Here is a 23,675-nt window from a genome sequence, read left to right as displayed (position 1 = left end):
TGGATAAGGTTTTTTGTTTATTTTGAGATTTTTACTAAATAATTGGTACCTTTTGCCGATATATAAAGGTAACTGACTTAAAAGAGGAGAGATGATATTTAATGCAACAAAAGAAACGGCCGTTGGTCTGGATCATGTTGGTCACCATGGTGTTCTCATTGTTCCCACAAGGTCTATTCGGTGGGTCCGTTGCTTCGGCTGCAGATGCATTTTCAACGTATTTTACGCCATCTGATAGAACAATCCGAGAAAGCTCAAGACTTTCGCTTGTCTATGATTCTACTCAAGGCAAGGATAACTCCAACTTTCTGACAAGGGAACTTGTGTATAAAAGCCCTACTTCGTCCCTTGATATTACGGGCACATTTTCAATGGTTAACGGTTCGAGTCTAAAAGTGAAAGTTGAGCAGTTAAAGCTTGTTGAAGAAGGAAACTTGCGTACATGGGTTCCGGATGAAACACGTACTGTAACTACAGCTATCACGAATAGTGGCAGTAACCGTTTTACAGCTAGTAACGTAGGCTTATTTTCAGGATTCAACAGAATAACGTTTATTGGAACACAAGGAAATAGTTCTGTAGAAAGTTCTGATTCATTCTATGTAATGTATGATCCTGCTCCTTATATTGAAAACTTCATACTTTATACAGACCGTACCATCCCAGGTGGCGGTGTAGCGTATAACCTAAATGAAGGTACCGAGACCGTTGTGGATACAGAGCGTGTAGATTTCCAGGGTACAGTTAAGAATGCAACTCAGGTCTCCATTTCAGTCAATGGTGGAGAACCAATGGACCCCCCTGTAACAACGGATGGTAGTTTCTTTGCATCTCAAATAAAGCTATTACCCGGTAAAAATATTCTGAAGTTCAACATTGAAGGTCAGCCTAATGGGATTGAAACGGAACGTGTTGTTTATTATTTTGATAAAACAAAACCTTTCGTAGATCTCAAAGTAACGATTGGAAATGAGACTAAATCTGTAGTGAGTAAAACGGATTTGGCAACTTTCACGGACCCAGATAAAACAAAAGGGACATTAGCTGGTCAGATTCTGGTTCCTTATGTGGAGGGTAGTGGCAAATTCGCAGATGAGGGTACTGTAACCGTCCAAGGTAAAAGTTACAGTATTATAGTACAGGCCCAAGATGAAAAGTTGATCACAGGCCCAGATGGAAAATCTGTCAAGTATCGAATGGTAAGCTTTACATCCACTGAGGAGTTTGATCTAACTCCTAGTAGCACTGACAGTACGAAGGCTGCCAAGGATCAGACACTTGTAGTGAAAATAGCCCAAGGTGCGTTCAGTGCGGAATATACAGCTAGTTACGTGTATTCATCAGGTGCACAAGATATTACGAACCTATATTACCTGCCTAACTATAAGGGAGGAGCAGTTGACTCTAAGAGACCACTGAATGGCGCAACATTGCAAGATGATAAACTATATATCCTTGTAGAGTCAGGAAGCTCTCTTGACAAGTTACCAGTTCCAACACTTAAAGGTGTTTACTTACCATCAGGACTTAAACCGGTTGAACTAAAACAATATCTTGGTGCAACAGGTCTAAAGGATAACGAGCAGATATATGAGATTACCAGCCTTGCAAGTGGTAAACAGCAACTTCGTTTCTCATTCAGTGATAATCCTGAACCAGATCTGGCTAAGGTAGTTGAGGTTACCTATGCGACGATTAGCTCAATCTACGTAGGAAGTATCCAGACAGGAGAAACGTATACGTTTGATTCATCCAAAGGAACGCAATACCTGAATGTAGAGGGTGAATTGTTAGGTTTCAAAGACCTGACTGACTTGAAGGCAGAGATGCTTGTTAATGGTCAGTTGACTGCAACAACGGTAACAAGTTTAGTGAATGCTACTGATTTGAACAACACAGGGTCTACAACAGCTCCGGTCATTGCATTCCCGAAAACACAAAAATTCAAATTCAGTCTGCCAATCAAAAAAAATGGTCCGATTTATTACGGAGAGAACACCATTGATATTCGAGCTATTGTTGACGATGCGGGTGGAAGACCGAAAACGATAACATCGGTTCTGAAAATTAATGTAGTGGATTCGTATAACTCAACCATTGCTTCTTTTATGCCAACACGTATCCCTACAAGTAGAGAATTATTTGATAATAAAACAGTCGCGAACTACACGGAAGAGAAATTAAGTAGAATTTTTGCCGTGACTCCTGACTTTATTCTCAAAGACGGTAAGTATGTAACAAGTGAGAAAGAGTTCGATCTCGTGTTCCGAGGAAGTGGAGCGCAAAATATCAACTTGAGTTTCGGTTCAAAAGTGATTTTCAGTAAAACTGTTAATAATACAGAGGTGTTGGAAAGTACAGATAACGGTGCAACAGTTGGAGATATAACCGGCTCTGACTTTGCTGGTAATGAAGATTCATTCATCGGACGGATTCGTGGTCTGAAGTTCGATGCGCCGGGAACCCAAGTGTATACGCTTGAGTTGATTAATAGTACAGGCGCTCGTTCTACACAACGAATTGAGGTTGTACGTGAGCCTGCTCCATACCGAATTCTGGCTCCTCAGCCAACGGTGGGTGATCAGATTGTTGTTAATAAGAACTATGTACGATTTGATATCGAAGCAGAGGGTGCAACTCAAGTTCTGGTTGGCAAAGAACCTGCTGAGAAGCGTACGGATTACAATAATCGTTTTGTGCTTGATTATGTGGGATTGAAGCCTGATAAGGATAATAAAATCAAGATTGAGATCACTCGTGCTGGTGGAACAATTAGTGATACAGTATCTGTGTACTACACTAGTGCAGTGACAACGAATTCACAGTATATGGCTCCTAAAGTAGCTAACAAATATACAGCTTTTAATAAAAACTTACAGCTTTCTTTCCCGAAAGGAACAGTTTTGCAATCCCAAAATTCAATAGGTATTACAAAATTCTATCCAACTAACAAAGTGTTGTTTGGAATTGCAGAACCGAGAAAAGGAATTGTAGAAAAGATAAATGATTACGGGTATGATACTGAAGTTGGAGGCGAATATAAGCCGAAGATTGAAATTCCTCTCTCCGTTTCGGGTAATTTCTCATCTGCATTGGATACAAGTGACTTTGCGTTGATTTCCGATATTTATTGGATCAGTGGAGGTATTGGAGAACAAGGTAATAGAAATGATAGCAGTTATAAGTCAGCTACAGACGGAGTCACACCATACAGTATGGACGGAATTTTCACTACGTTTGCCGCTGAACGTATCCTTACTCCATCCAATCGTGGATCGTTAATCTTGAACTACGATCCGTCAATTGTAGATGATGTGGGTTCAACAATCACCGTATTCCGTCTTTCGGACAAAACGCAGGCGGGTACCTGGGTACCGATTGGTGGTAAAGTAGATACGAAGAAACATACGATCACAGTGCCATTTGATGAGTTCGGATATTATAAAGTAATGAAACAAAGCAGAAGTTACGCGGATATTACGAACCATCCATGGGCAAGAAACTATCTTAATGCGATGTATGCCAAAGGTCTGATGAAACCATTGAAGAGTAATTCGTTTGGTGCAGATGACCGAGTAACACGTGGGGAGTTCGCAACATTGTTGGTTAAAGGTATGGATATTCCAATTACTACTCCGACGCAGCAAACATTCAGTGATGTAGGAAAAGGTACTGGAGCTGAGATCTGGAGTTATGAAGCCATTGAGACAGCAGCACGTGTAGGGATTATAACGGGACGTAGCGATGGATTCTTCCAGCCGCAATTGCCAATATCCAGAGAAGATGCAGCCGTTATGATTGCGCGTGCGATGAACGCCAAACTTGCAGCCAATGATAGCAAGTTGTCTTCAGCACTAGGCAAGTCGTTCCTGGATTCATCTTCAATTGAGTATTATGCTCGTCCAGCTGTACAAGCTGTAACAAAGGCTAAGATCATGGACGGTAGTCCAGTGACTGTAGCAGGATCAACCAAACCACAATACCAATTCAATCCAAAAGGTAACATGACTCGCGCAGAAGCAGCGAAGATTGCTGTGGAATTGCTCAAAAAGAGCACAGGATTATTTCCTAAAACCTTGAGTTAATTCGTTTGATACATTAATGCAATTTAGGAAGGACCTGTCCCTTACTCTAAAGGGGCAGGTCCTTTTCATGGCTGTCAATGAATTGACATAGAGTACTTTTATAATAGAAGAAACAGAATTTTTACCAATAACTATTTTTGTAATTTGCTAGAGTATAAGATACAATAACGGTAAATACACAATGATCTAGAGGGTGAAGTTAGCTAATGAAACCGATTTATTCAAAAGCCCAGCTGGGCTACATGAAGGCAAAGACACAGTTTGAGAAGCAGGCAGTCATTCTGGAGAAAAAGTTGGAAGATACACGTAAGACTCAGGAAATCTCTCAGGAAGTTATGGAAGGGCTTGTACAGTCTACTGGCTTCCATGATGCGTATAACAATCTGGTGCTGGCTGAGAATGAGTTGATTGAATGGTCTCATACAACGATGAAGCATGAGAAAACGTACCGTGAGAACAGACAACCAATTGACGATATGTATCTGAGATTGAACAGCGATCCAAATATGCGTGCCCAAATTATTGAACTCGCGATGAAGATTAAATAACTTATATTTCCAGAACTGCAGGAAAAGCATCCCAATAGGGGTGCTTTTTTATTTTATTTTTTGTGAATTTTGTCGCTTCATAGGTTGAAGTTGCGGGTATAAATAAACGTTGGTAGCACAGACAAACCAGAGATCACAATTCCAGATTCACTGCTGTATCAACGGTTTGAAAAGGTTTTGAATGGCTTCGATACCCGCACTGTACCTATACATAAAAAAAACCAAAACTTTTTTTGTGCAATCCGCAACTTTTTGAAATCTACTGCGTTTAAAGTGTAGAGTCGAAAACATTGGGCCTGTTACCAAGAATGACCTCGTGAAGAATCTTGTCTATTTTTTAGAAAAAATTGCTTTACGACACGAGAGACCCATTGTATAATACGTAAGGTAGGATTAGGAAACTACTCTATTTACGTGTGATTCTGCTTTACAAACTAGTTTACAAGTTTCTGTGATATGCTCACAGACATCATTTATATTAACTTGCTCACAACTCTGGAAAGGGGGTGCAACAATATATGAGGAATACGAGCGACCCTATTAAAAAAGAAAATTCAAATGTTATGAACGCCCAAGGAGGAGAAAAAAAGGTTATGAAGAAAATTTTATCCGTAGCATTGTCTACAGCAATGGCATTCTCAATGTTTGCATCTGTAGCATTCGGTGACACAGCAGTTTCCCCGCAACAACAGTTTGATGCATTGAAAGCAAAAGGTATCTTCAACGGTTATCCGGATGGTACAGCAGGTCTTGACAAAGACATGACTCGCGCTGAGTTTGCAAAAGTTATCACTAAATTGCTGGGTCTGAAAGAGATCACTGGAACTCTTTCTTACACTGACAAAAACTACACAGCTAAAAACTGGGCTGTACCTTACATCGAAGCAGTAACTGCTGCGGGTATCATGGAAGGTAAAAACGTTGAGAAGAAAATCTTCGACTTCAACGGTAAAGTGACTGTGTCCGAGATGGCTACAATCCTGACTCGTGCATTGGATCTTGAAATCCCAACTGAAACAAACAACACTGCTCCAGCTTGGGCTAAAGGTTATGTTCAAGCAGCAATCAATGCTGGTTTGGTTGATGCAAACACTAACTTCACAGCTAACGCTTCCCGCGAATTGTTGGTAGGTGCAGCTTTCGCAATCGATCAAGCTCAAAGCTTGAAAGTATCTTCTTACACTGTAACTGAAGCCGGTAAAGTTGTTGAGTTCAAAATCAGCGACGGCGAAACAGTAAAAGTAACTTTGGATAAAGCTCTCGAAGCTAACAAAGAAACTGAAGTGAAATTTACTTACAAAGATAAAGAGTTCACTGAAAAAGTTACTTATGTAACTACAGTAGCTCAAGCGGTATCTTCCGTATCTGCTACAAACCTGAAAGAAATCACAGTTAAATTTGATGGTACTGTAGATCAAATGTCTGCTGAAAACCAAAACAACTATGTTGTTAATGGTCTGACTTTCAAAAGCGCTACATTGTCTGATGACAAAACTACTGTAACTTTGTTGGTATCTGAAGGTAACACTTCTTTGACTAACCAAAGATCCACTAGTCTTCAAATCAACAACGTTAAAAATGCTGATGCAACTAAAACATTCACACAAAAAGTAGAGTTTACTCCACTTGATGTTGCAGTTCCAGAAGTAAAAGAAGTTAAAGCTCTGGGAACAAAAGCTTTCAAAGTAGTATTCAGCGAGCCAGTTAAACCAGAATCTGTGAACGCTACTTCTTTCCGTGTAGATAACAACGTGATTGCTGCTTCAGTAAAATACGTTTATCCTAACACTGCAATTGTAACTACAGATTTGACTGCTGGTGAACACACATTGCGTGTGAGCGGCGTACAAGACTACTCTGGTCTGTCCATCGTTCCAGTAGAAAGCAAATTCACAGCAACTGAAGATACAGCTGCTCCTAAAGTTGTTGGTGTTAAATCCAATGACCTGAAAGAAGTAACTGTTGAGTTCGACGAAACTGTGAAAAGTGTAGCAAGTGCGTATGCTAACACTACTGGCAATACTGCTCAAACCATTGAAATCAACGATAATAAAGTTACGTTGACATTCAACAATCCGTTGAATGTATCGGAAAACACAGTTTACTTGACTGCAGTGTCCGACTATAGCAACAACTCTGCTTCCGTTGACACTAAAGTAACTCCAACATTGGACACAGTTCGTCCAACAGTTGTAGATACTAAGTTCAAAATGGAAAATGGTAACTACATTGCTGAAGTTCAATTCAGCAAATCACTGAAATTGGATTCCGCAGAAAACCCAGAGAACTACGTTCTGAAAGATGCAGAAGGTAAAGTTGTAACTGTATCTGGATTGACTTCTAAAGGATACCCAGTTATCAAACCAAGTTATAACAGCAACAATAAAACTGTTACTGTTAACCTGGGAAGCAGCTTGAAATCTGATGCAACTTATACATTGACAGTATCTGGTGTTATTGACACTGCAACAATCGGAAATGTATTGTTGCCTTATACTGCTACATTGAACGCTAACACAGCTCAAAACGGTAGTGTAACACGTGTATGGTCTGACGTGACTAATGGTGTTCGTTATGTATATGTTCAATTCAACAAAACTTTGGCTACTTCCGGTGACGGTAATGCTCTGGATGCAGCTAAATATATGGTAACAAACGTTGATAACACTGGTGCTCCTATTGGAACTCCATATCAAATCGCTAAAGAAAACAATGACATCACATTGATTTCTACAAACACTGTTAGAATCGCTGTTACAAATAACATTGCGATCACTGACTGGGCTAAAGCTAAAGTTTCCGCAAGCTACATTAAAGATTCCGAAGGTAAATACTTCAACAGTGGTAACTACACTGTAGGATCTAACGTAGGTTCTTCCGAAGTACTTGCGACAACTAACGATGTATATGCTACAAGCCGTAACGAAGTTAAAGTTAAATTCAACACAGCGTTGTCGAATGTTAACTTGGGAGACTTCGATCTGAATGGCGTTCGTCCAACAAGCTACACGTTGGCTGATTCCAACAAAACTGTAGTTCTGAAGTTTGCTGATAACACAATCTCTAATGATGTTAACGGTTATACTTTGAAAGCTACTAACCCAAGCACTCAAGATAGCTTCGGTAACAAGCTTCAAGCATTCACTGCAACTGTACTAGATGGTATTGCTCCAACAGTAACTCTGAACAACATTGTTAGAGATAATAACACTGTTACAGTAACTGTTTATGCTTCTGAGGCTCTTACTCAAGATGGCAACTATGGTTCTGCTTACATCCAAGGACTCTTCGACATTGATGCAGGTAGTGGCGTGACAACAACAATCACAGGTGCTTCTATTGGTGGTACTGACAACAGAACTATCACTATTACTGCAAATGTAGTTGGTGACACAAATGGTAAAGTTACAACTGTGAAATTCGATGGTTCTAAAAATAAAGCAGCAAAAGCTATTACTGATGCAAAAGGTAATGCGCTGGATGAGTTTTCTTTCGGAAAACAGTTGACTAATTAATATTTTTTCTGAAGCAGCCTTGCATCTTTATAGATGCAAGGCTGCTTTTTTTTTCGCCCGGCAAGCGTAAAAACTTGGCGGTTAGTTCGAAATAGTTTAACAGTAGAAAAACACCCGCTTGAGGTACTGTCGATTGCGCTCAAATGGTTGAACCGCCGTATACCGAATGTACGTACAAGGTGTGAGAGATAGGCTACTCAATTTTATTTAACTTAGAGAATTTTTAAATTGTTAATACACAACAACATCGTAACTTTCTACCCTTCTCGAACGTTTATACTATAATGTAACAAGCAACTTATGGGAGGTTTGGAAGTGAATCAAAAGAAAATGTTTGTGAGCTTGCTCGCGAGTGCGATGTTGATTAGTTCAACGGCTGGCATTGCCATGGCAGCGAGCACAATCAATAAAAAGTCTGCCACCAGTTCAAATAGCAGCACATCGAAGAAAACGGCATCAACCACGAAAAAGGTTGTACATACACTCGGTAACCTATCGGCTGTTAAAGTGACAGCGCGAAGTTCCGTAAGATTAACAGATGTAAATATCTTGGCACAGGATGATGGCAATGTGGTTACGTATACATTGTCTTATAAGAACAATGACAGCACCCCAATGATGATGCTCGATTACTGGAGCAAGGTGAAAACCAAGGGTGGAACATCGTTCTCACCTAAACTGATTGCGAAGGATCAGGAAAAGAAAACGGTCGCCCCTGGATCAACAGTTGAGTTGACCTATGTCATGAAAGTGGGTCGCGAGGTGAAACTCAGTGATCTGAACTTCCTCATCGTGAAATGGGATTTCAGTCAAGCTAACTATGAACGTACGCTGGGTAAGTTTAACGTGCCCGCATCCTATAGTATTACCACACCTGTAGGTAAGCCGAAGACGGTTCGTCTAAGCGACTCTGCGGTGAAGGTGAAAGTATCTGGAATTAAAGTGTTTCCAGGTGAAGATAAGAATCAGTATGTGAAAATTGGCGTGAATTTAAACAATATCAGTTATAAATTGCTTGAAAATCCGAATATCAAATGGATCTTACGTACACCAAGTGGTACCAACTATCCGTTAACTCCGGATAAAGACAGTACGAGTGTCAGTATACAGGCTCAAGCTAATAAGGCCCTCAGTCTGATGGCATCTCTTCCTACGTCAGTGAAGCTGCAAAAGTCTGAGCTATTGCTGGTAGAGGAACAGGGTGAAGAGAAAAGTGTTCTGCCTGTTGCTGCATTGCAATTGCCAGAGGCTAGCAAAACGAATGTAGAAGTCGCTGCTAATCAGCCAAACATTATTTCAGTTGAAGGACAACGACTGTCCACATTGATTGAATCTGCCAAAGTTCGAATTGATGATGGTGAGTACAATCTTAACCTTCAAATGAAACTCAAGAATGAAGGCAAAAAAGCCATTAAGGTGCCGACATATACCTTCGAGGTACGTAATACAGACGGAACAGTATATCCGATCGAAACCAAAGCATTGGATACATTGAAGTTGAACCCCGGCGATATCAAGACAATTAAGCTAAGTGTAACCCTTCAGGGTGATGGTGATACAAGCAAAATCAAGCTGTATGTAATGAGTCCTGTAGACAAAAATGAAAGCACAGAATCGACAACTTCTGCTCCAACGAATGGATTTGTTTTCTCTTATCCTGTGGGTGTCTATGCTATTCCTGAATCGGTATCCAGTGGAGATGGGTTGACGACCGAAACTGTCGTTAAGAATAACAAAGGTACATTTGGTGTGTCTTTTGGATCGTTACAGCGGTTGCCGTGGCTTGATAGTGATATTATTGCCGCAAAAGTGACCATTCGTAATGCGGGTAACAAAACAGTTCAACTTCCTGAGCTTGAAGCGATGTTTATGATTGATTCTGCTGAGATTGAAGGAGACAAGAAGCTAATCTACACACAAAGTGGAAAGCTACTTGGAGCCGGCATGACAACAGAGGCTTACCTGTTGACCAAGATTCCTTCCGAATTACGTATATCTCGTCTGGAACTAAGTCTTAACGAGAAAGTTAGTGAAGAAGAGACGAATGAGTGGATCACGTTAAATACGTCCGGATTAATTCCACCCTTATCTTATGTTGGAAGCGGCAAGACATACACTTCGGGTACTGCTGATAAAGAGACGGAAATGGGTGTGCGGAGAACGATTCGTTATCCGGGAACATCATCGGACATCGTATATACCGAATTCGAAATGACGAACAAATCATTGCGTCAAAGTGGTCTCGGTAAACTGGTAGGATACTTCAAAACATCGGATGGCCAGTATTACAGAGCAACTGCGAAACAAGCAGAGCGTCTGCCTGGGCCGGGTCAGAAGTCAATTGTTACGTTCTGGGCTAAGATTCCGAAGTCCGTTACCTTCTCAGACCTGCGCCTAATAGTGGGTGAAGGCATTGCAGACAGCAAGTTTGTAACCGGTGAAGGGGAAGCGACTGCTTATGTGAATGCTTTGGCATTCGAAGTACCGCCAACCTCCATTAGTATTCAAGGCTCGCTAAGCAATATTGATCTCTATCCGTACTCTTGGACTGCTAACAGTGTGAGAGCATATCTGGCAGGTAGTTCATCCGTACAAGTAGAGGTGAACTATAGCTTGACTCGCAATGAAGAGATCGAGATGGGGGAGAACGAACACAAATTAATCCTCACGCTGACCGATCAAGCAGGAAAAACATATGAGAAAGAACTGACTTTGGGAACCGATCTGAAAGTGGGAACCAACCAGACGCTGAGCTGGAGTGTAGAAGACAGCTTCTTCGAAAAATTACGTGGTGGTTCGTATCGTTTGACAGTATATGATCAATTTCAAGGACAACGTATCCGTCTTGCAGAGCAAAGTTATGGATACGACATTTCTAAGCTTCCAAAAGAAGAACCGGAGTTCCCTACGTTCCCATCGGATGGGTTTTAATAAAAAACAGGCAGCACTATAATTATCCATAAAACCTCGTTTCCACCCAACGGAAACGAGGTTTTGCTTGTCGCATCCCTACTTTTTCTCTATAGTTAAAGTTAATAGATTACCAGAGGAGGAAAATGATTCACATGAAACCTTATATGAAAGTATCCCTTGCAGCGCTCGCGATTGGTGTTGGCGTGTGGGTTGGGTCGGTATACAGCAATACAGCCATCGGTGCAGGTACAAGCCAGCCAGGAACAGCAGACGATCCGGTTGTAACGAAGAGTTATGTAGACCAGCAGATTCAAAAAGCATTGGGTGGAGGTGCTAGCACGGGTTCAGGCAACACATCTGGTAACAACACTGGCTCTACAGGAACCGGGGACTCCGGTAGCACAGGTGGAGACACATCCCTTCCTCCACTGGTCTCGGGCGCTTCTGAAGCCGTTGAGATCGTAACCGTAAAGCCGGGTCAACAGCTGATCGGAAAGTCCGGCGCGGAGTTCATTGTACGTAGCGGCAAAGCTGTGATCGTCAGTGAAGGTACGAATGGTGTAGCTGATCTGACGGACGGGATTGATCTGACGAATGGACAGGCAGCGCCGACCAATCACCTGCTCTCTTTTCCAAGGGATGGACGGGGGATCACGGTATTGGAAGGAAACAAATATAGCCTAACTGTAATGGTTCGTGGTGGATATACTTTGAAATAGGATTTGTAGCTGTTAAAGGAATTATTCATTAGTCTTACTTTTCATTTGCTCAGATTACCCATTTCTAACAAACATTAATACGGCTAGCCAACCTTGTTCCTGCTCACTCTATAACTGTTGACAATCAATTAATGGAGGTGCAGGAACCATGGCTAGAAGCAATCGCAAAGTGGTACCCGAAAGTCGTCAAATGCTGGATCAGATGAAGTATGAGATTGCTGCAGAGTTTGGTCTCAATGTAGGTTATGGTGGCAGAGGTTTAGCTGGTGCGGATACAGAATTTGGATCTGAACTTGGTAAAGTGAGTGATCACTCCTATGGGCAATACAAAGGGTGGGGACATCTGACTTCCCGCGAGAATGGATCGGTTGGTGGAGAGATCACCAAAAGGCTAATTCGTCAGGCAGAACAGCACTTATAGGGCATTTTCCTTACCCCATTTCGTTTGACACGTCTTGACAAATACGTTAAGATGGCACTTGAGGTATGCAACCTTTTCCACTAGGGAAAGGTTGATTTTCGTTTGAGGCAATTACCTGAAAAATCCTTATCTTCGGTACTGCGGACCCTGCGTCCTTATTCCATTTTGGAAAGCTTCGAGGGTACAGTGAACGAATCGCTGTCATGTTTTGTTCGGGCAATCGCCATACTACTAGTTATGGGAGGTTGAAACTTCATGTCTGTTAAAGGCCGGCATCTATTTACATCGGAGTCTGTAACTGAAGGACATCCGGATAAAATCTGCGATCAGATCTCAGACGCCGTATTGGACGCGTTCCTGGCGAACGATCCTAATGCTCGCGTAGCTTGCGAAGTTTCCGTAGCCACAGGCTTAGTGCTTGTCATCGGTGAAATCAGTTCAGCTTCTGAATACGTGGACATTCCGTCCATCGTTCGTAATACAATTAAGGAAATTGGGTACACCAATGCCCAGTTCGGTTTTGATTATAACACTTGTGCAGTTCTGACTTCTCTGAATGAGCAGTCTGCTGATATTGCCCAAGGCGTTAACGCAGCGTTTGAGAACCGTGACCCGGAACAAATGGCTCGTGAGACAGAAAACATTGGTGCAGGTGACCAAGGTCTGATGTTCGGTTTTGCAACGAACGAAACACCTGAACTCATGCCTTTGCCAATCGCTCTGTCCCACCGTATTGCGCGTCGTCTGGCGGAAGTGCGTAAGAACGGTACATTGGAATATCTTCGTCCGGATGGTAAAACGCAAGTAACGATTGAATACGACGGTGACAAACCGGTACGTGTGGATACAATCGTTGTGTCTACTCAGCACGCTGAAGAGACTACGCTGGAGCAGATCCAAAAAGATATCAAAGAACATGTAATCTTGCCTGTTGTTCCAGCTGGATTGCTGGATGAGCAGACTAAATATTTCATCAACCCAACAGGACGTTTCGTTATTGGCGGACCTCAGGGAGATGCAGGCCTTACTGGACGTAAAATCATCGTAGATACCTACGGCGGTTATGCACGTCACGGCGGTGGTGCGTTCTCTGGTAAAGATCCAACAAAAGTAGACCGCTCAGCAGCATATGCAGCTCGTTACGTAGCGAAAAACCTTGTTGCTGCAGGTCTTGCAGACAAATTGGAAATCCAGCTCGCTTACGCGATTGGTGTAGCCAACCCGGTATCGATCAATGTGGATACATACGGAACAGGCAAAGTCAGCGAAGAGAAATTGGTTGAGCTTGTGCGCAACAACTTTGATCTTCGTCCGGCTGGCATCATTCGTATGCTGGATCTGCGTCGCCCAATTTACAAACAAACCGCTGCTTACGGTCACTTCGGCCGTACAGACCTGGATGTACCTTGGGAGCAAGTGGATAAAGTAGACCTTTTGAAAACTCAAGCAGGTCTGTAAGTTAGGTGCAATAGTAATGGAGCCCTTGATTCCGTTAAGGAATTAAGGGCTTTTTTGTGCTTCCATCGATTTCACTGCTTGTCATGGACAAAGGAAAAATTATGGTATAAATCCCCAAATAACTAAATGAAATCCCTTCTCTAACCGAAATACATAATGAGGTCTGTACATCAGACAGGAGAAGAAATGCAGATAAGGGGGAAGATCAGTGGAATTGAAGAGAATTGCAAGAAAAGGCATGCTCGGAATCTTAATTGTTATGTTGACGGCTCAAGGTTGGCTTACGGGATGGAGTGGAGTCGAGCAGGAAGCATATGCGGCCAATGAATTAAGTGCAAATGGAATAACGAATACTGTTCCTGCGGTGAACGGCAAAAACGTCGATGGATCATTGCCGTTACGTATTGAATTTGCGAGACCGGTTTCAAAAGTAATCGGTCCGGAAAGTAAGATATCCATTAAACGTGTCAACGATGATTCAGAGGTTGTTTCTGTAGACGTATCCAGTGAACTGGTAACGATTGAAAGCTTAGGGTTAATCACGAATCCTTCTGTACCTGTGAACGATACCGAACCGTCTACAGGAGAAGATACAGCTTCACCACCACCTGAAGGGAAATTTGTAAGCATCCAACTCCCAGAAGGAAATATTCTTCCTGGTGGAACATATTACGTTCAAATTGATGCAAATGCATTTGCTTACATGGATGGTGAGAATCTTACTTTATTTCCAGGATTATTGAACAAAGCGTGGACGTTTAGTACTCAAAATATAGGCTTGCCGGCAGTTACAGGCAAGATACCCCAGAACGCAGCTGTTCAGGTGAAACCTTCGGATCATCTGACAGTGTCGTTTAGTCTACCGGTTGTTGCTGGAGCAGGCACACTTCAAATTTATCAAGGGAGCGGAACAGGAACTTTATTTGAAGCAATTCCAATCACGTCTAAAGGATCACCACGAATTACTGGTCTTGGCACTAAGACGATTACAATTGATCCTGTAAAAAATTTCAATAACAATAGTACATATTATATCGTGATACCTGAAGGTTTTTTACGAGATCAGCAGGGGAATGACATCCGTGGAATCAGCGGCATGGATTGGGGATTCAATGTGCAGTCGGACCCAACTTCCCTAACGGTGTCCACCTTGTCTCCTACCAATGGCACCACGAATGCGCCTTTGTCGGGCAACCTAACAGTGACGTTCAACAAGGAACTGGACCGTAGCTTCCCAGGTCAAGCTATTCTCAAGAAAGCAAATGGAGCAACCGTTGATTCGACGACAACCTTTAGTTCGAACAACAGACAACTGATTATTACGCCAACAAGCACATTAGAGAATAATATGAACTATGTTGTCGATATTCCTGCCAATACGTTTCGTGATCAAGCAGGTAATACATTCGCAGGTTTGAATGGATCTACATCATGGGCTTTCAAAACCTTAAGCAGAGATACAACAATACCTGTAATTAAGAGTGCCAAGATGCATAGTAACAACACGATTCGTCTAACGTACGACAAGTGGCTTAGCAGCATCAGCCCACTGAGCAGCAGTTATACCGTTACCGTGAATGGAGAGAATCGAAACGTCAGCTCCACTTATATCTCAGGTGACAGTGTATATGTTGTCTTGGATACGGGTGTAGCGGTAGGACAAGTTGTGCGAATCGCATATGCACCCGGTACTACAGGTAATCGTCTTACAGATCAGTCTTCCAATGCTGCGGCTGCTTTTGGCGCAAGAGATGTGGAGAACGGTTTAGATTCTGTTATGTCCAAGCCGCGAGAAGGTAACGTGTATTACAGTACAATTACGTTGTACTACCCTGAGACGGTATATATCACTTCAAGTGATGCAGCAAGACAATTCAGTGTAACTGCGGATCAGTCGGCTGTAGGCATTAGTAGCATATCGATCAATGGCAGCTCTGTGGTGACATTGAATCTTAGTCGATCCATTACGGATGGTGAAGTCGTTCAGGTTGCATACACGCCAGGTTCATGGCCTGTAAAAGATACACGTGGACAGGCTCTTGCTGGATTCAGCGGCTTCTATGTCCGCAATTCAATTGATACCAAATCACCTGAGTTCAAGAGTGCTGAGGTGAGTGGCAACAAGTTATGGGTGCGTTACAATGAACCACTGAACATGACGAATAAACCCCTCAACAGCCAATATTCTGTTCTGGTCGATGGTAAGCCAGTCTTCGTTAATGATTCCGAGATCGAAAATGATCTGGTCACGTTAACGCTGGCTTCAGCGGTGAAAGATACACAAAATATATCGTTATCATATGTACCTGGAGCATTGCGATTAACGGATCTAAACAATAACCCAGCAGGATATCTCAATCTGACTCCAGTAACGTACACATATGGAAATGGCAAAATCCTTTCGGCTACGCTTCAGGGAGACACGGTTCAAATTAATTTCCGTGATTCACTCCAGTCCCAGGCTGCACTAACAGCATCTCAGTTCAGTGTAGTGATTGGTAATTCAACCACAACTGTATTGTCTGCTTCAGCTTCTGGCACTGTGGTGACGTTGAAAGTGGATACTTCAGCAGTTACATCGACAGCTACTCCGACGGGAACGGTGAGTTATGTACCTGGGGCTTTGCCGTTACGGGATGCGTCGAATGTCACGATAACAGCATTTGGTCCACTTACGTTACAACAGACGAATAATAGTTCGAACAATAATCAGTCGGGAAACCGTCCTTCCTGGTTGTCGGAATTGGATGCATTGAACTATGGTCAGTCTTTACTTGTGATGAATAATACTACGGCTTCTGCTGTATCTGCGATGTCCCACTATAATCGCCCGACTCGTCAATTCAACGTGGATGCAACCAAGTTGATTCAGTCCTTTGAATACGCTGGAGCAAACGGGAAATTGACTCAGCCGGTGGTATTTGAGATTCCGGACAGTGAATCGGCTGCGTATGTTGGATTCCCATTAAATGCACTGACTCAGATTGCTGCAAGTTATCGCACAGGCACTATTGGTGTGAAATATGGCGATCTTCTCTGGACGGTGCCACTGTCTAATTTAGATATGGCGGCTATGAGTCGGAGTGTAGGAACGTCAAACACAAGTGCTACGACAGCAGCAGCAGTTCCATCCTTATACGTTCAGTTAGGGACGGTACCTGTGTCTTCATCGGGGACGATGGAAGGCTTGATTGCAGGTGCAGGAGCGCAGAAGCTTGGCAACTATACGGACGTATATTTGTATACCGGTAATGGAACAAGCGATCAACGTGTAGATCAGAATGTCAAAAGCCAACTGGCCATGCAATTGGCTGCCAATACCCCGAGTGTAACATCTGGATTTACGTATATCGATCCAGTTACGTTTAGGTTATCCAATGTACCTAGTTCCTTTAAAAATACGACAGGTGGTGTAGTTGTTCGAGGACAGCTGAATGGCAATCAGTCGGTAGTCCCTGTTAACAACATCGTTAGTTATCCGGATACGGCGTCACACTGGGCTAGTGAGGTCATTAAGGAGCTCTCTGCCAAATGGATAATTAACACACCGGGTGGTTCCTTCTACCGACCGAATGAGAACATTACACGTGCGGAATTTGCTGAATTGGTCGCTAGAGGTCTAGGACTGAATGGAGAACCTACTGCAGCAAGTCGTTTCCAGGATGTTCGTAGCGGTAGTGTGACAAGTGCCTATATCGGTGCTGCTGCTGAAGCGGGAATCATTACAGGAAATACCGATGGTACCTTTAAGCCGGATCGCCCCATTACGCGTGAGCAGATGGCACTTATGATGGTACGTGCGATGAACTACGGTGGGAAAACAGTCTCTCTTCAATCTTCCGCTGCTACCACTCTATCCAAGTTCAAGGACAGCAACAAAATCCAGTCCAAGGATTCTGTTGCCAAAGCGGTGCAGGAGGGAATCATTCAAGGCATGACAGCCAGAACATTTGAACCTCAGGGAAATGCAACTCGTGCACAGGCAGCAGTCATGTTGAAGCGGGTTTTGGACAAATTAGGATATCTATAATTTAATAGGGACACTTCAAGGAAGCTCATTTCTTGAGGTGTTCTTTTTATATAATTAGATAAAGGACTAAAGAGAGTTGAAGTTTTATAGAAAGGGTGACTTTTTTGAACATTACTAAGATACTCAAAAAAGTATTATATGAACGAATTCGAGAATTATCATTTGTTTATCAAGAATCTTCGTCTAATCCTTGGGTTTTTGTTAGATCTAGAAATGGTTATTCTAAAGAAATTATAGAAATTGATAGAAGTGATTGGGAATCATGTGCCATTCGTTGCACTTTCCAAACGGATTCTAAGTCAATAAGTAGTACAAAGCTTGCTGAAGGAAAGGTTCATGAGTGGTATGTATATCGTAATAATGAAGAACTGCATCAAATTCTTAACTATTTTGGTGAACTCATAGAGAAATACGCTTTGCAATGGTTTGCAGAGCATGCAGTGGCTCTTTCGCCCGCACCACCCAATTACCTAGGCACTGAGTGGATTGACTTTATGCATGATTTCGTCGAGACAAATCATATTAAGTTAGAGGTTCCAAGTTCGATTGTTATATTAGATGAGTTGATAGTACAGGGAATAGATCAAAATGAGATATATTCGGTAGGCTTTTGTTTTGGGGAAATTATTATAAAACGTTTTGGTGCAGAATGGGAGTATACTAAAGAACAAGGTCCGATGATAAAAAATATAGCTGGTAATCCTAAATTTAGACGATCACCGCATGAATTGGTGAAAAATGTATTAGAGAGTCGAAACCAATTATCATTACAGAGGTACTATAATGATATTGAATTTGTGGTAGAAGACTTGTAAGTTAATAGGAAATATATGAATCATAAATGGACTTCTGTTGTGCTTACTCGTGCACAGACGAAGTCTATTTTTTGATTAGTTTAACTACATAGCAGAAACGTATGGAATTGATTAACCAATATATACCTCAATCTTGGCTGGGGGCGTAACTTTTTCCACAAAAAGCAGTCTATTAATAGAAGAGTATACTAGAGATCTCGCTATCGGCTGCCTACTTGGCAGTGTTCGTGATGTCTAAGATTGATATACAAGATGGGAGAGACGTTTCAGACATGCTGGGGAAACATGAGAAACAGCTGGAAGACGTTAAGGGCAGTAAGGTGAAGAAATGGGCGATTGTGACGCTGGCGGGTGTGATCTGGATTGCACCGGTGATGAGCGCAGGCGGGCAGATGTGGTCAGGCACTTCGTGGCAATCGGTGGCCGCTGCAGCATCTACAAATACAAGCAAGTTGAGTGAAGAAATTCTGACTTCGGGTGCGAAGCTCATGAAATACAGATATACAACAACACGTTCCGGTTCCAAGGTCAACGTACTGGCGGATGTAGTCCAGGTGGATCTGCAGAACCCGTATGTGAAGCTGGATGTAATGACAGGCAAGGGCGGTAATCTGAACAGTAAACAGAGCACAGGTGCCATGGCCAAGGAAAATGGTGCAGTAGCTGCTGTAAATGGCGATTACTTCAATGTATCCGGGGAACTCTCGCCAATTGGTGGACAGGTCTCCGATGGCGTTCTGGTCTCCACACCTTCCGAACTGTCAGGCATGTATGCCCTCACGGTGACCAAGGATGGCAAACCGATGATCGACGAGTATTCCTTTGACGGAACTGTGAAGGCACAGGATGGTTCAACCTTTGCTTTGCGTGGGATAAATAAAGAGGATTATACGGTAGAGTCGGGTGCGGTGAAGTATAGTCATGCCAACTCGATGTATATTTATACACCGGCATGGACATCGAGCAAACGACCAAATGATCCTTCCACAACGCCAACAGAGGTTCTCGTGCAGAACGGAGTAATCACCCAAATCTCGGATAAAAAAGCGCTAAACATGACGGTGCCGAAGGATGGGTACATTTTGCGTGCGCATGGAACAGCGGCGACATGGATCATGAGCCATCTATCCGTTGGCCAAACCTTGGATGCGGATTACAAGTTAAAAGCCAAAACAACCGGGCAATCGGTTGATCCGAGTAACCTGGAGATGATGATTGGCGGTCATACCATTTTGGTGAACGGTGGAAAGGCAGCTTCCTTTTCCCGTGATATCGCATCTTCCGGCATTGGTGGCATTCGTGCCAGAACGGCAGTAGGATACTCCCAGGATGGTCGGTATGTCTACATCATCGCAGCGGAGAAAAACAGTAACAGCAGCGGGATGTCGCTGACGGAACTGCAATCCTTTATGACCAGTGTGGGTGTCTGGAAAGGCATGAACCTGGACGGAGGCGGCTCCACAACGATGGTAACCCGTCCGTTAGGTGAGCAGACCGCTGGTCTGACGTTCAACACAGAGTATGGCACCGAGCAACGTCAGGTTGTAAACACGCTGGGTGTGTTCTCTACGGCTCCTGTAGGTAAACTGAAGGGCTTTGCTGTAAGTGGCAGCCAAACGTTGCTGGTGGGACAAGAGGGCAAGTACACAGCCAAAGGATATGACACCTACTACAACCCGATTGCAACAGGCGATATCAGCATGTCCTGGAAGTCCAGCAACAACGGCATCGTGAGTGTCAGCAATGGCACGATCAAAGGCGTGAAGCCAGGCACAGCAACGTTGACGGCAACGAGCAATGGAGCTTCATCCTCCATTAAAGTATCGGTATTGGGGGGAAGTGAATTGGCTTCCCTGACAGCAGGATCAGGTCTCGGTTCGCTCAAAGCAGGCACAACGATGTCCATTCCTGTAACGGCAACAACGAAGAGCGGACAAAGTGTTACGGTTCCGGCAGACTCGCTGACATGGGAATTTATCGGATTCAAAGGTAAAGTTACTGCTGACCAATTAACAGTATCCTCCGTCAATTCGGGTGCACAAGTGGGATATGCGATTGGACGTTATGATGGTTACAGCACAGTCGTGGTACTCTCGGCTTCTGCGAGCGAAACGATCTGGGAGAACTTCGAGAATGTGAATTATCCGATTAACTTCACAACGAACGCAGCGGGTGTAACTGGTACAGCAACCGTTACAGCAGGAACTGGTGAAAAAGTCGGCTCCAATGTACTGCAACTCGGTTATGATATGACTGCTGGAACAGGCAAAATGTACGCTTATGCACAACTGAATGGTTCTACCGGTAGAGAGGTATCTGCAGCAGCTACATCGATGTCGATGGATGTTATGGGAGATAAAAGCCTGAACTGGCTGCGTGCCGAATTCACGGATGCCAATGGCAAAACGGTATATGCCGATCTCGCCAAGGCAATTGACTGGAACGGGTGGAAGAAGCTGAGTGTGGACCTGAACGGACTGAACATCGCCTATCCGGCGAAGCTGAAGCGGGTCTATGTGGTGAACGTGGAGGAAGGTCAGGATGAGCGTGCGAAATCAGGTACGGTTGCTTTTGACAACATCGCATTCACAATGCCTTCCAAGTCCAGTGAAGTTGGATTGCCTACGGGGACAGCCTCACTTGTGCTTGGACAGAAATCGATGACGGTGAATGGAACGAAAAAAGCCATTGATGCAGCACCAGTCCTGAAAAATGGTACAACGTATGTGCCGATCAAACATGTTTTGGACGCTTTTGGTGGTCAGGCAAGCTGGGATAGCAAAAATCAGCGGATCACGGTATTACGTGGTGGCAAGCTGATTGATCTGGTTGTAGGGCAGAAAGAATTCATTCTGAATGGTAAAAGACAGAGCGCAACTGTTGCACCATACGTAACGGGTGGCAGGACTTTAGTCCCACTTAGACTCGTTTCCGAGCAACTTGGTCTGACTGTAAAATGGGAACAGAAAACGAAGACCGTTACCATCTCATCGTGATATGGTATGATATATACCGGAAACGATAGAAATGGAGTCGAACAAACGTGGATTTACAAGCCGATGCCATAGACCGCGTCATTAAAAACGCCATACAAGTCATGGAAAACAGCAAATATCAAATGTTCGAGATCATGGACGCAACTCGCGATGAGCTGAAAACACTCAACGAGGAGTTAAAGTCGGTACTGAAGGAGACGGCGGAAACGATCGAGAAAGTAGATCAATTGGAGCTGAACTACCGTCGTTCCCGGATCCGGCTGACTGAGGTTAGCCGCGACTTTGTCCGTTATTCCGAGCATGATATCAAGCAGGCGTACGAGAAAGCAACACAGCTGCAGCTGGATCTGATGATTTATCGTGAGAAGGAAATGTATCTGAAGGCTCGTCGGGATGATCTGCAGAAGCGTGCCAAAAATGTGGAAGCTTCTGTGGAGCGTGCCGAGACCATCGGTTCGCAGATGGGTGTTGTACTCGAGTACCTGTCAGGTGAACTGGGTCAAGTGACCCGGATCATCGAATCTGCCAAAAATCGACAAATGATTGGTTTGAAAATAATTTTGGCCCAGGAAGAAGAGCGGAAACGTATTGCTCGTGAGATTCATGACGGGCCTGCGCAGATGCTCGCCAATCTAGTGCTTAGGACGGAAATTGTAGAAAGAATGCTCATTAAGCAGGATTTTAAGATGGTCCAGGCCGAAATAGTAGATTTGAAAGGCCAGGTTCGTTCCAGTCTTGAAGAAATGAGAAAAGTTATTTTCAATCTGCGTCCTATGGCACTGGATGATCTGGGACTGATTCCAACGCTTCGGAAGTACGTGCAGGATTTTGAGGTAAAAACGAAAATCCGGTCGCTTTTTGAAACAAGAGGTAAGGAACATCGTTTATCTTCAGCCATGGAGGCTGCAATCTACCGCCTCGTGCAGGAAGGTCTGTCGAATGCTGCAAAGCATGCTTATCCCACATATGTTGTAGTGGAAATTACATACCAGGCTCAGCTCGTCAAAATTGTCGTTCAGGACAATGGGCTTGGGTTCAAACCGGAGCTTCTTGCCAAGAAAAGCAAGGATCATACCCACTTCGGTCTGATTGGGATGAGAGAACGGGTTGAACTGTTAGAAGGAAGAATAGAGATTGAATCCGGAGAAAATCAAGGAACCAAAATAGTGATTCATATCCCGACAAACGTGGATAAGGGAAAGGAGTAGCAGGATGATGGAAAACCGTGATACTGGTAAAGCATCGATTAAAGTTCTTTTGGCTGATGATCATCAGCTGTTCCGTGAGGGACTGAAACGCATTTTAAATATGGAGGACGACATTGAGGTCATCGGCGAATGCGGCGATGGTATTCAAGTGCTCGAATTCTGCAATCAGGATAAACCTGATATCGTATTGATGGATATCAACATGCCAATCGAAAATGGGGTAGAAGCAACGGAGAAATTGCGTGAGCTGTTCCCTGATGTCAAAGTAATTATCTTGTCCATTCATGATGATGAAAGTTATGTGTTTGAGACGCTTCGTAAAGGGGCTAACGGATACTTGCTGAAGGATATGGAGGCCGAGTCTCTGATCAATGCGATTCGTTCCGTGCATGAAGGACATGCGTTCATACATCCGAAAGTAACAGGCAAACTGATCATGCAGCTGCGTCGTATGACGTATCTTAATGAAACAGGGGCAATGAGTGAAGGAGCTTCGAAGGAAGCAGGTGTTAAATTTGTCGCTGGCGACAATAACCCGCTCACACGTCGTGAGGCTGAAGTACTTCGCTTGATGGCAGAAGGTAAGAGCAATAAAATGATTGGTGAATTCCTGTTCATCAGTGAAAAAACAGTAAAAAACCATGTCAGCAGTATTCTGCAGAAGATGGAAGTGGACGACCGTACTCAAGCTGTTATCAATTCGATCAAATATGGTTGGGTTACGCTCTAATACCTTATGTTTTTCGTAAAGCAGTATTCTTATGGTAAGTCAGTCCATTGGTTGATTCAACCTAGACGAAGTATAGATTGGTGTTCACTCGCGCCCTTTCCAGAATGTTGGATTGGTCTGCGGGTTAATGGACTTTATCACTGCAAATGAGCAAAGTGTAAGGCTGTGCGGAACATATGTTCAAGCTTAGGCGTGAATGAATGACCTGGCCTGTCTTTCTTCGTCCGGTGTCGATCA

The 23,675-nt window shown here is 43.4% G+C and carries 12 protein-coding genes; all 12 read left to right on the top strand.

The window, feature by feature from the left end; genetic code table 11:
- The first annotated feature begins 101 nt into the window (after positions 1-101).
- The 12 genes from NST38_RS27610 to NST38_RS27555 all read left to right on the top strand — a co-directional run bounded on the left by NST38_RS27610 (position 102) and on the right by NST38_RS27555 (position 23,438).
- On the top strand, positions 102-4,085 hold the full coding sequence (locus NST38_RS27610) for an S-layer homology domain-containing protein (protein ID WP_076254028.1): 3,984 nt from the start codon (positions 102-104) through the stop codon (positions 4,083-4,085).
- 206 nt (positions 4,086-4,291) lie between these two features.
- A complete protein-coding gene (locus tag NST38_RS27605; RefSeq protein ID WP_036612519.1) occupies positions 4,292-4,633 on the top strand; it encodes a hypothetical protein in 342 nt (113 codons plus the stop codon).
- Between the two features lie 518 nt (positions 4,634-5,151).
- Entirely contained in the window at positions 5,152-8,148 is a 2,997-nt protein-coding gene (locus NST38_RS27600) for an S-layer homology domain-containing protein (protein ID WP_076254030.1), read from the top strand.
- Positions 8,149-8,463: 315 nt separating this feature from the next.
- Positions 8,464-11,079, top strand: coding sequence for a hypothetical protein (locus NST38_RS27595; protein ID WP_076254032.1), 2,616 nt, complete (start codon positions 8,464-8,466; stop codon positions 11,077-11,079).
- 134 nt (positions 11,080-11,213) lie between these two features.
- Positions 11,214-11,780, top strand: a complete 567-nt coding sequence (locus NST38_RS27590; protein WP_076254034.1) for a hypothetical protein — start codon at positions 11,214-11,216, stop codon at positions 11,778-11,780.
- Positions 11,781-11,928: 148 nt separating this feature from the next.
- A complete protein-coding gene (locus NST38_RS27585) occupies positions 11,929-12,201 on the top strand; it encodes an alpha/beta-type small acid-soluble spore protein (protein WP_076254036.1) in 273 nt (90 codons plus the stop codon).
- 255 nt (positions 12,202-12,456) lie between these two features.
- Positions 12,457-13,659 carry a methionine adenosyltransferase gene (metK, locus tag NST38_RS27580; protein ID WP_076254038.1) on the top strand — a complete coding sequence of 401 codons (1,203 nt, stop codon included), beginning with the start codon at positions 12,457-12,459 and terminating at the stop codon, positions 13,657-13,659.
- A 208-nt stretch (positions 13,660-13,867) separates the two neighbouring features.
- Positions 13,868-17,689: an S-layer homology domain-containing protein gene (locus NST38_RS27575; RefSeq protein ID WP_076254040.1), complete on the top strand. Its 3,822-nt coding sequence runs from the start codon at positions 13,868-13,870 to the stop codon at positions 17,687-17,689.
- Positions 17,690-17,793: 104 nt separating this feature from the next.
- Positions 17,794-18,504 (top strand): hypothetical protein, encoded by a 711-nt coding sequence (locus NST38_RS27570; protein ID WP_076254041.1) that lies wholly within the window; start codon positions 17,794-17,796, stop codon positions 18,502-18,504.
- Positions 18,505-18,776: 272 nt separating this feature from the next.
- Positions 18,777-21,500: a stalk domain-containing protein gene (locus NST38_RS27565; RefSeq protein WP_076254043.1), complete on the top strand. Its 2,724-nt coding sequence runs from the start codon at positions 18,777-18,779 to the stop codon at positions 21,498-21,500.
- A 47-nt stretch (positions 21,501-21,547) separates the two neighbouring features.
- Entirely contained in the window at positions 21,548-22,708 is a 1,161-nt protein-coding gene (locus NST38_RS27560; protein WP_074092506.1) for a sensor histidine kinase, read from the top strand.
- A 7-nt stretch (positions 22,709-22,715) separates the two neighbouring features.
- Positions 22,716-23,438 carry a response regulator transcription factor gene (locus tag NST38_RS27555; protein ID WP_026081439.1) on the top strand — a complete coding sequence of 241 codons (723 nt, stop codon included), beginning with the start codon at positions 22,716-22,718 and terminating at the stop codon, positions 23,436-23,438.
- Positions 23,439-23,675: the final 237 nt, after the last annotated feature.

The organism is Paenibacillus sp. FSL H8-0104 (assembly GCF_038050215.1).
Lineage (GTDB): Bacteria > Bacillota > Bacilli > Paenibacillales > Paenibacillaceae > Paenibacillus > Paenibacillus amylolyticus.
This window is presented reverse-complemented; position numbering and strand designations above follow the sequence as displayed.

What these genes read in the sequence shown, in the direction of transcription:
- NST38_RS27600 (WP_076254030.1), top strand. Translation starts at nt 5,152, where the DNA reads ATGAGGAATACGAGCGACCCTATTAAAAAAGAAAATTCAAATGTTATG.
- NST38_RS27555 (WP_026081439.1), top strand. Translation starts at nt 22,716, where the DNA reads ATGGAAAACCGTGATACTGGTAAAGCATCGATTAAAGTTCTTTTGGCT.
- metK (WP_076254038.1), top strand. Translation starts at nt 12,457, where the DNA reads ATGTCTGTTAAAGGCCGGCATCTATTTACATCGGAGTCTGTAACTGAA.
- NST38_RS27605 (WP_036612519.1), top strand. Translation starts at nt 4,292, where the DNA reads ATGAAACCGATTTATTCAAAAGCCCAGCTGGGCTACATGAAGGCAAAG.
- NST38_RS27565 (WP_076254043.1), top strand. Translation starts at nt 18,777, where the DNA reads ATGCTGGGGAAACATGAGAAACAGCTGGAAGACGTTAAGGGCAGTAAG.
- NST38_RS27585 (WP_076254036.1), top strand. Translation starts at nt 11,929, where the DNA reads ATGGCTAGAAGCAATCGCAAAGTGGTACCCGAAAGTCGTCAAATGCTG.
- NST38_RS27590 (WP_076254034.1), top strand. Translation starts at nt 11,214, where the DNA reads ATGAAACCTTATATGAAAGTATCCCTTGCAGCGCTCGCGATTGGTGTT.
- NST38_RS27610 (WP_076254028.1), top strand. Translation starts at nt 102, where the DNA reads ATGCAACAAAAGAAACGGCCGTTGGTCTGGATCATGTTGGTCACCATG.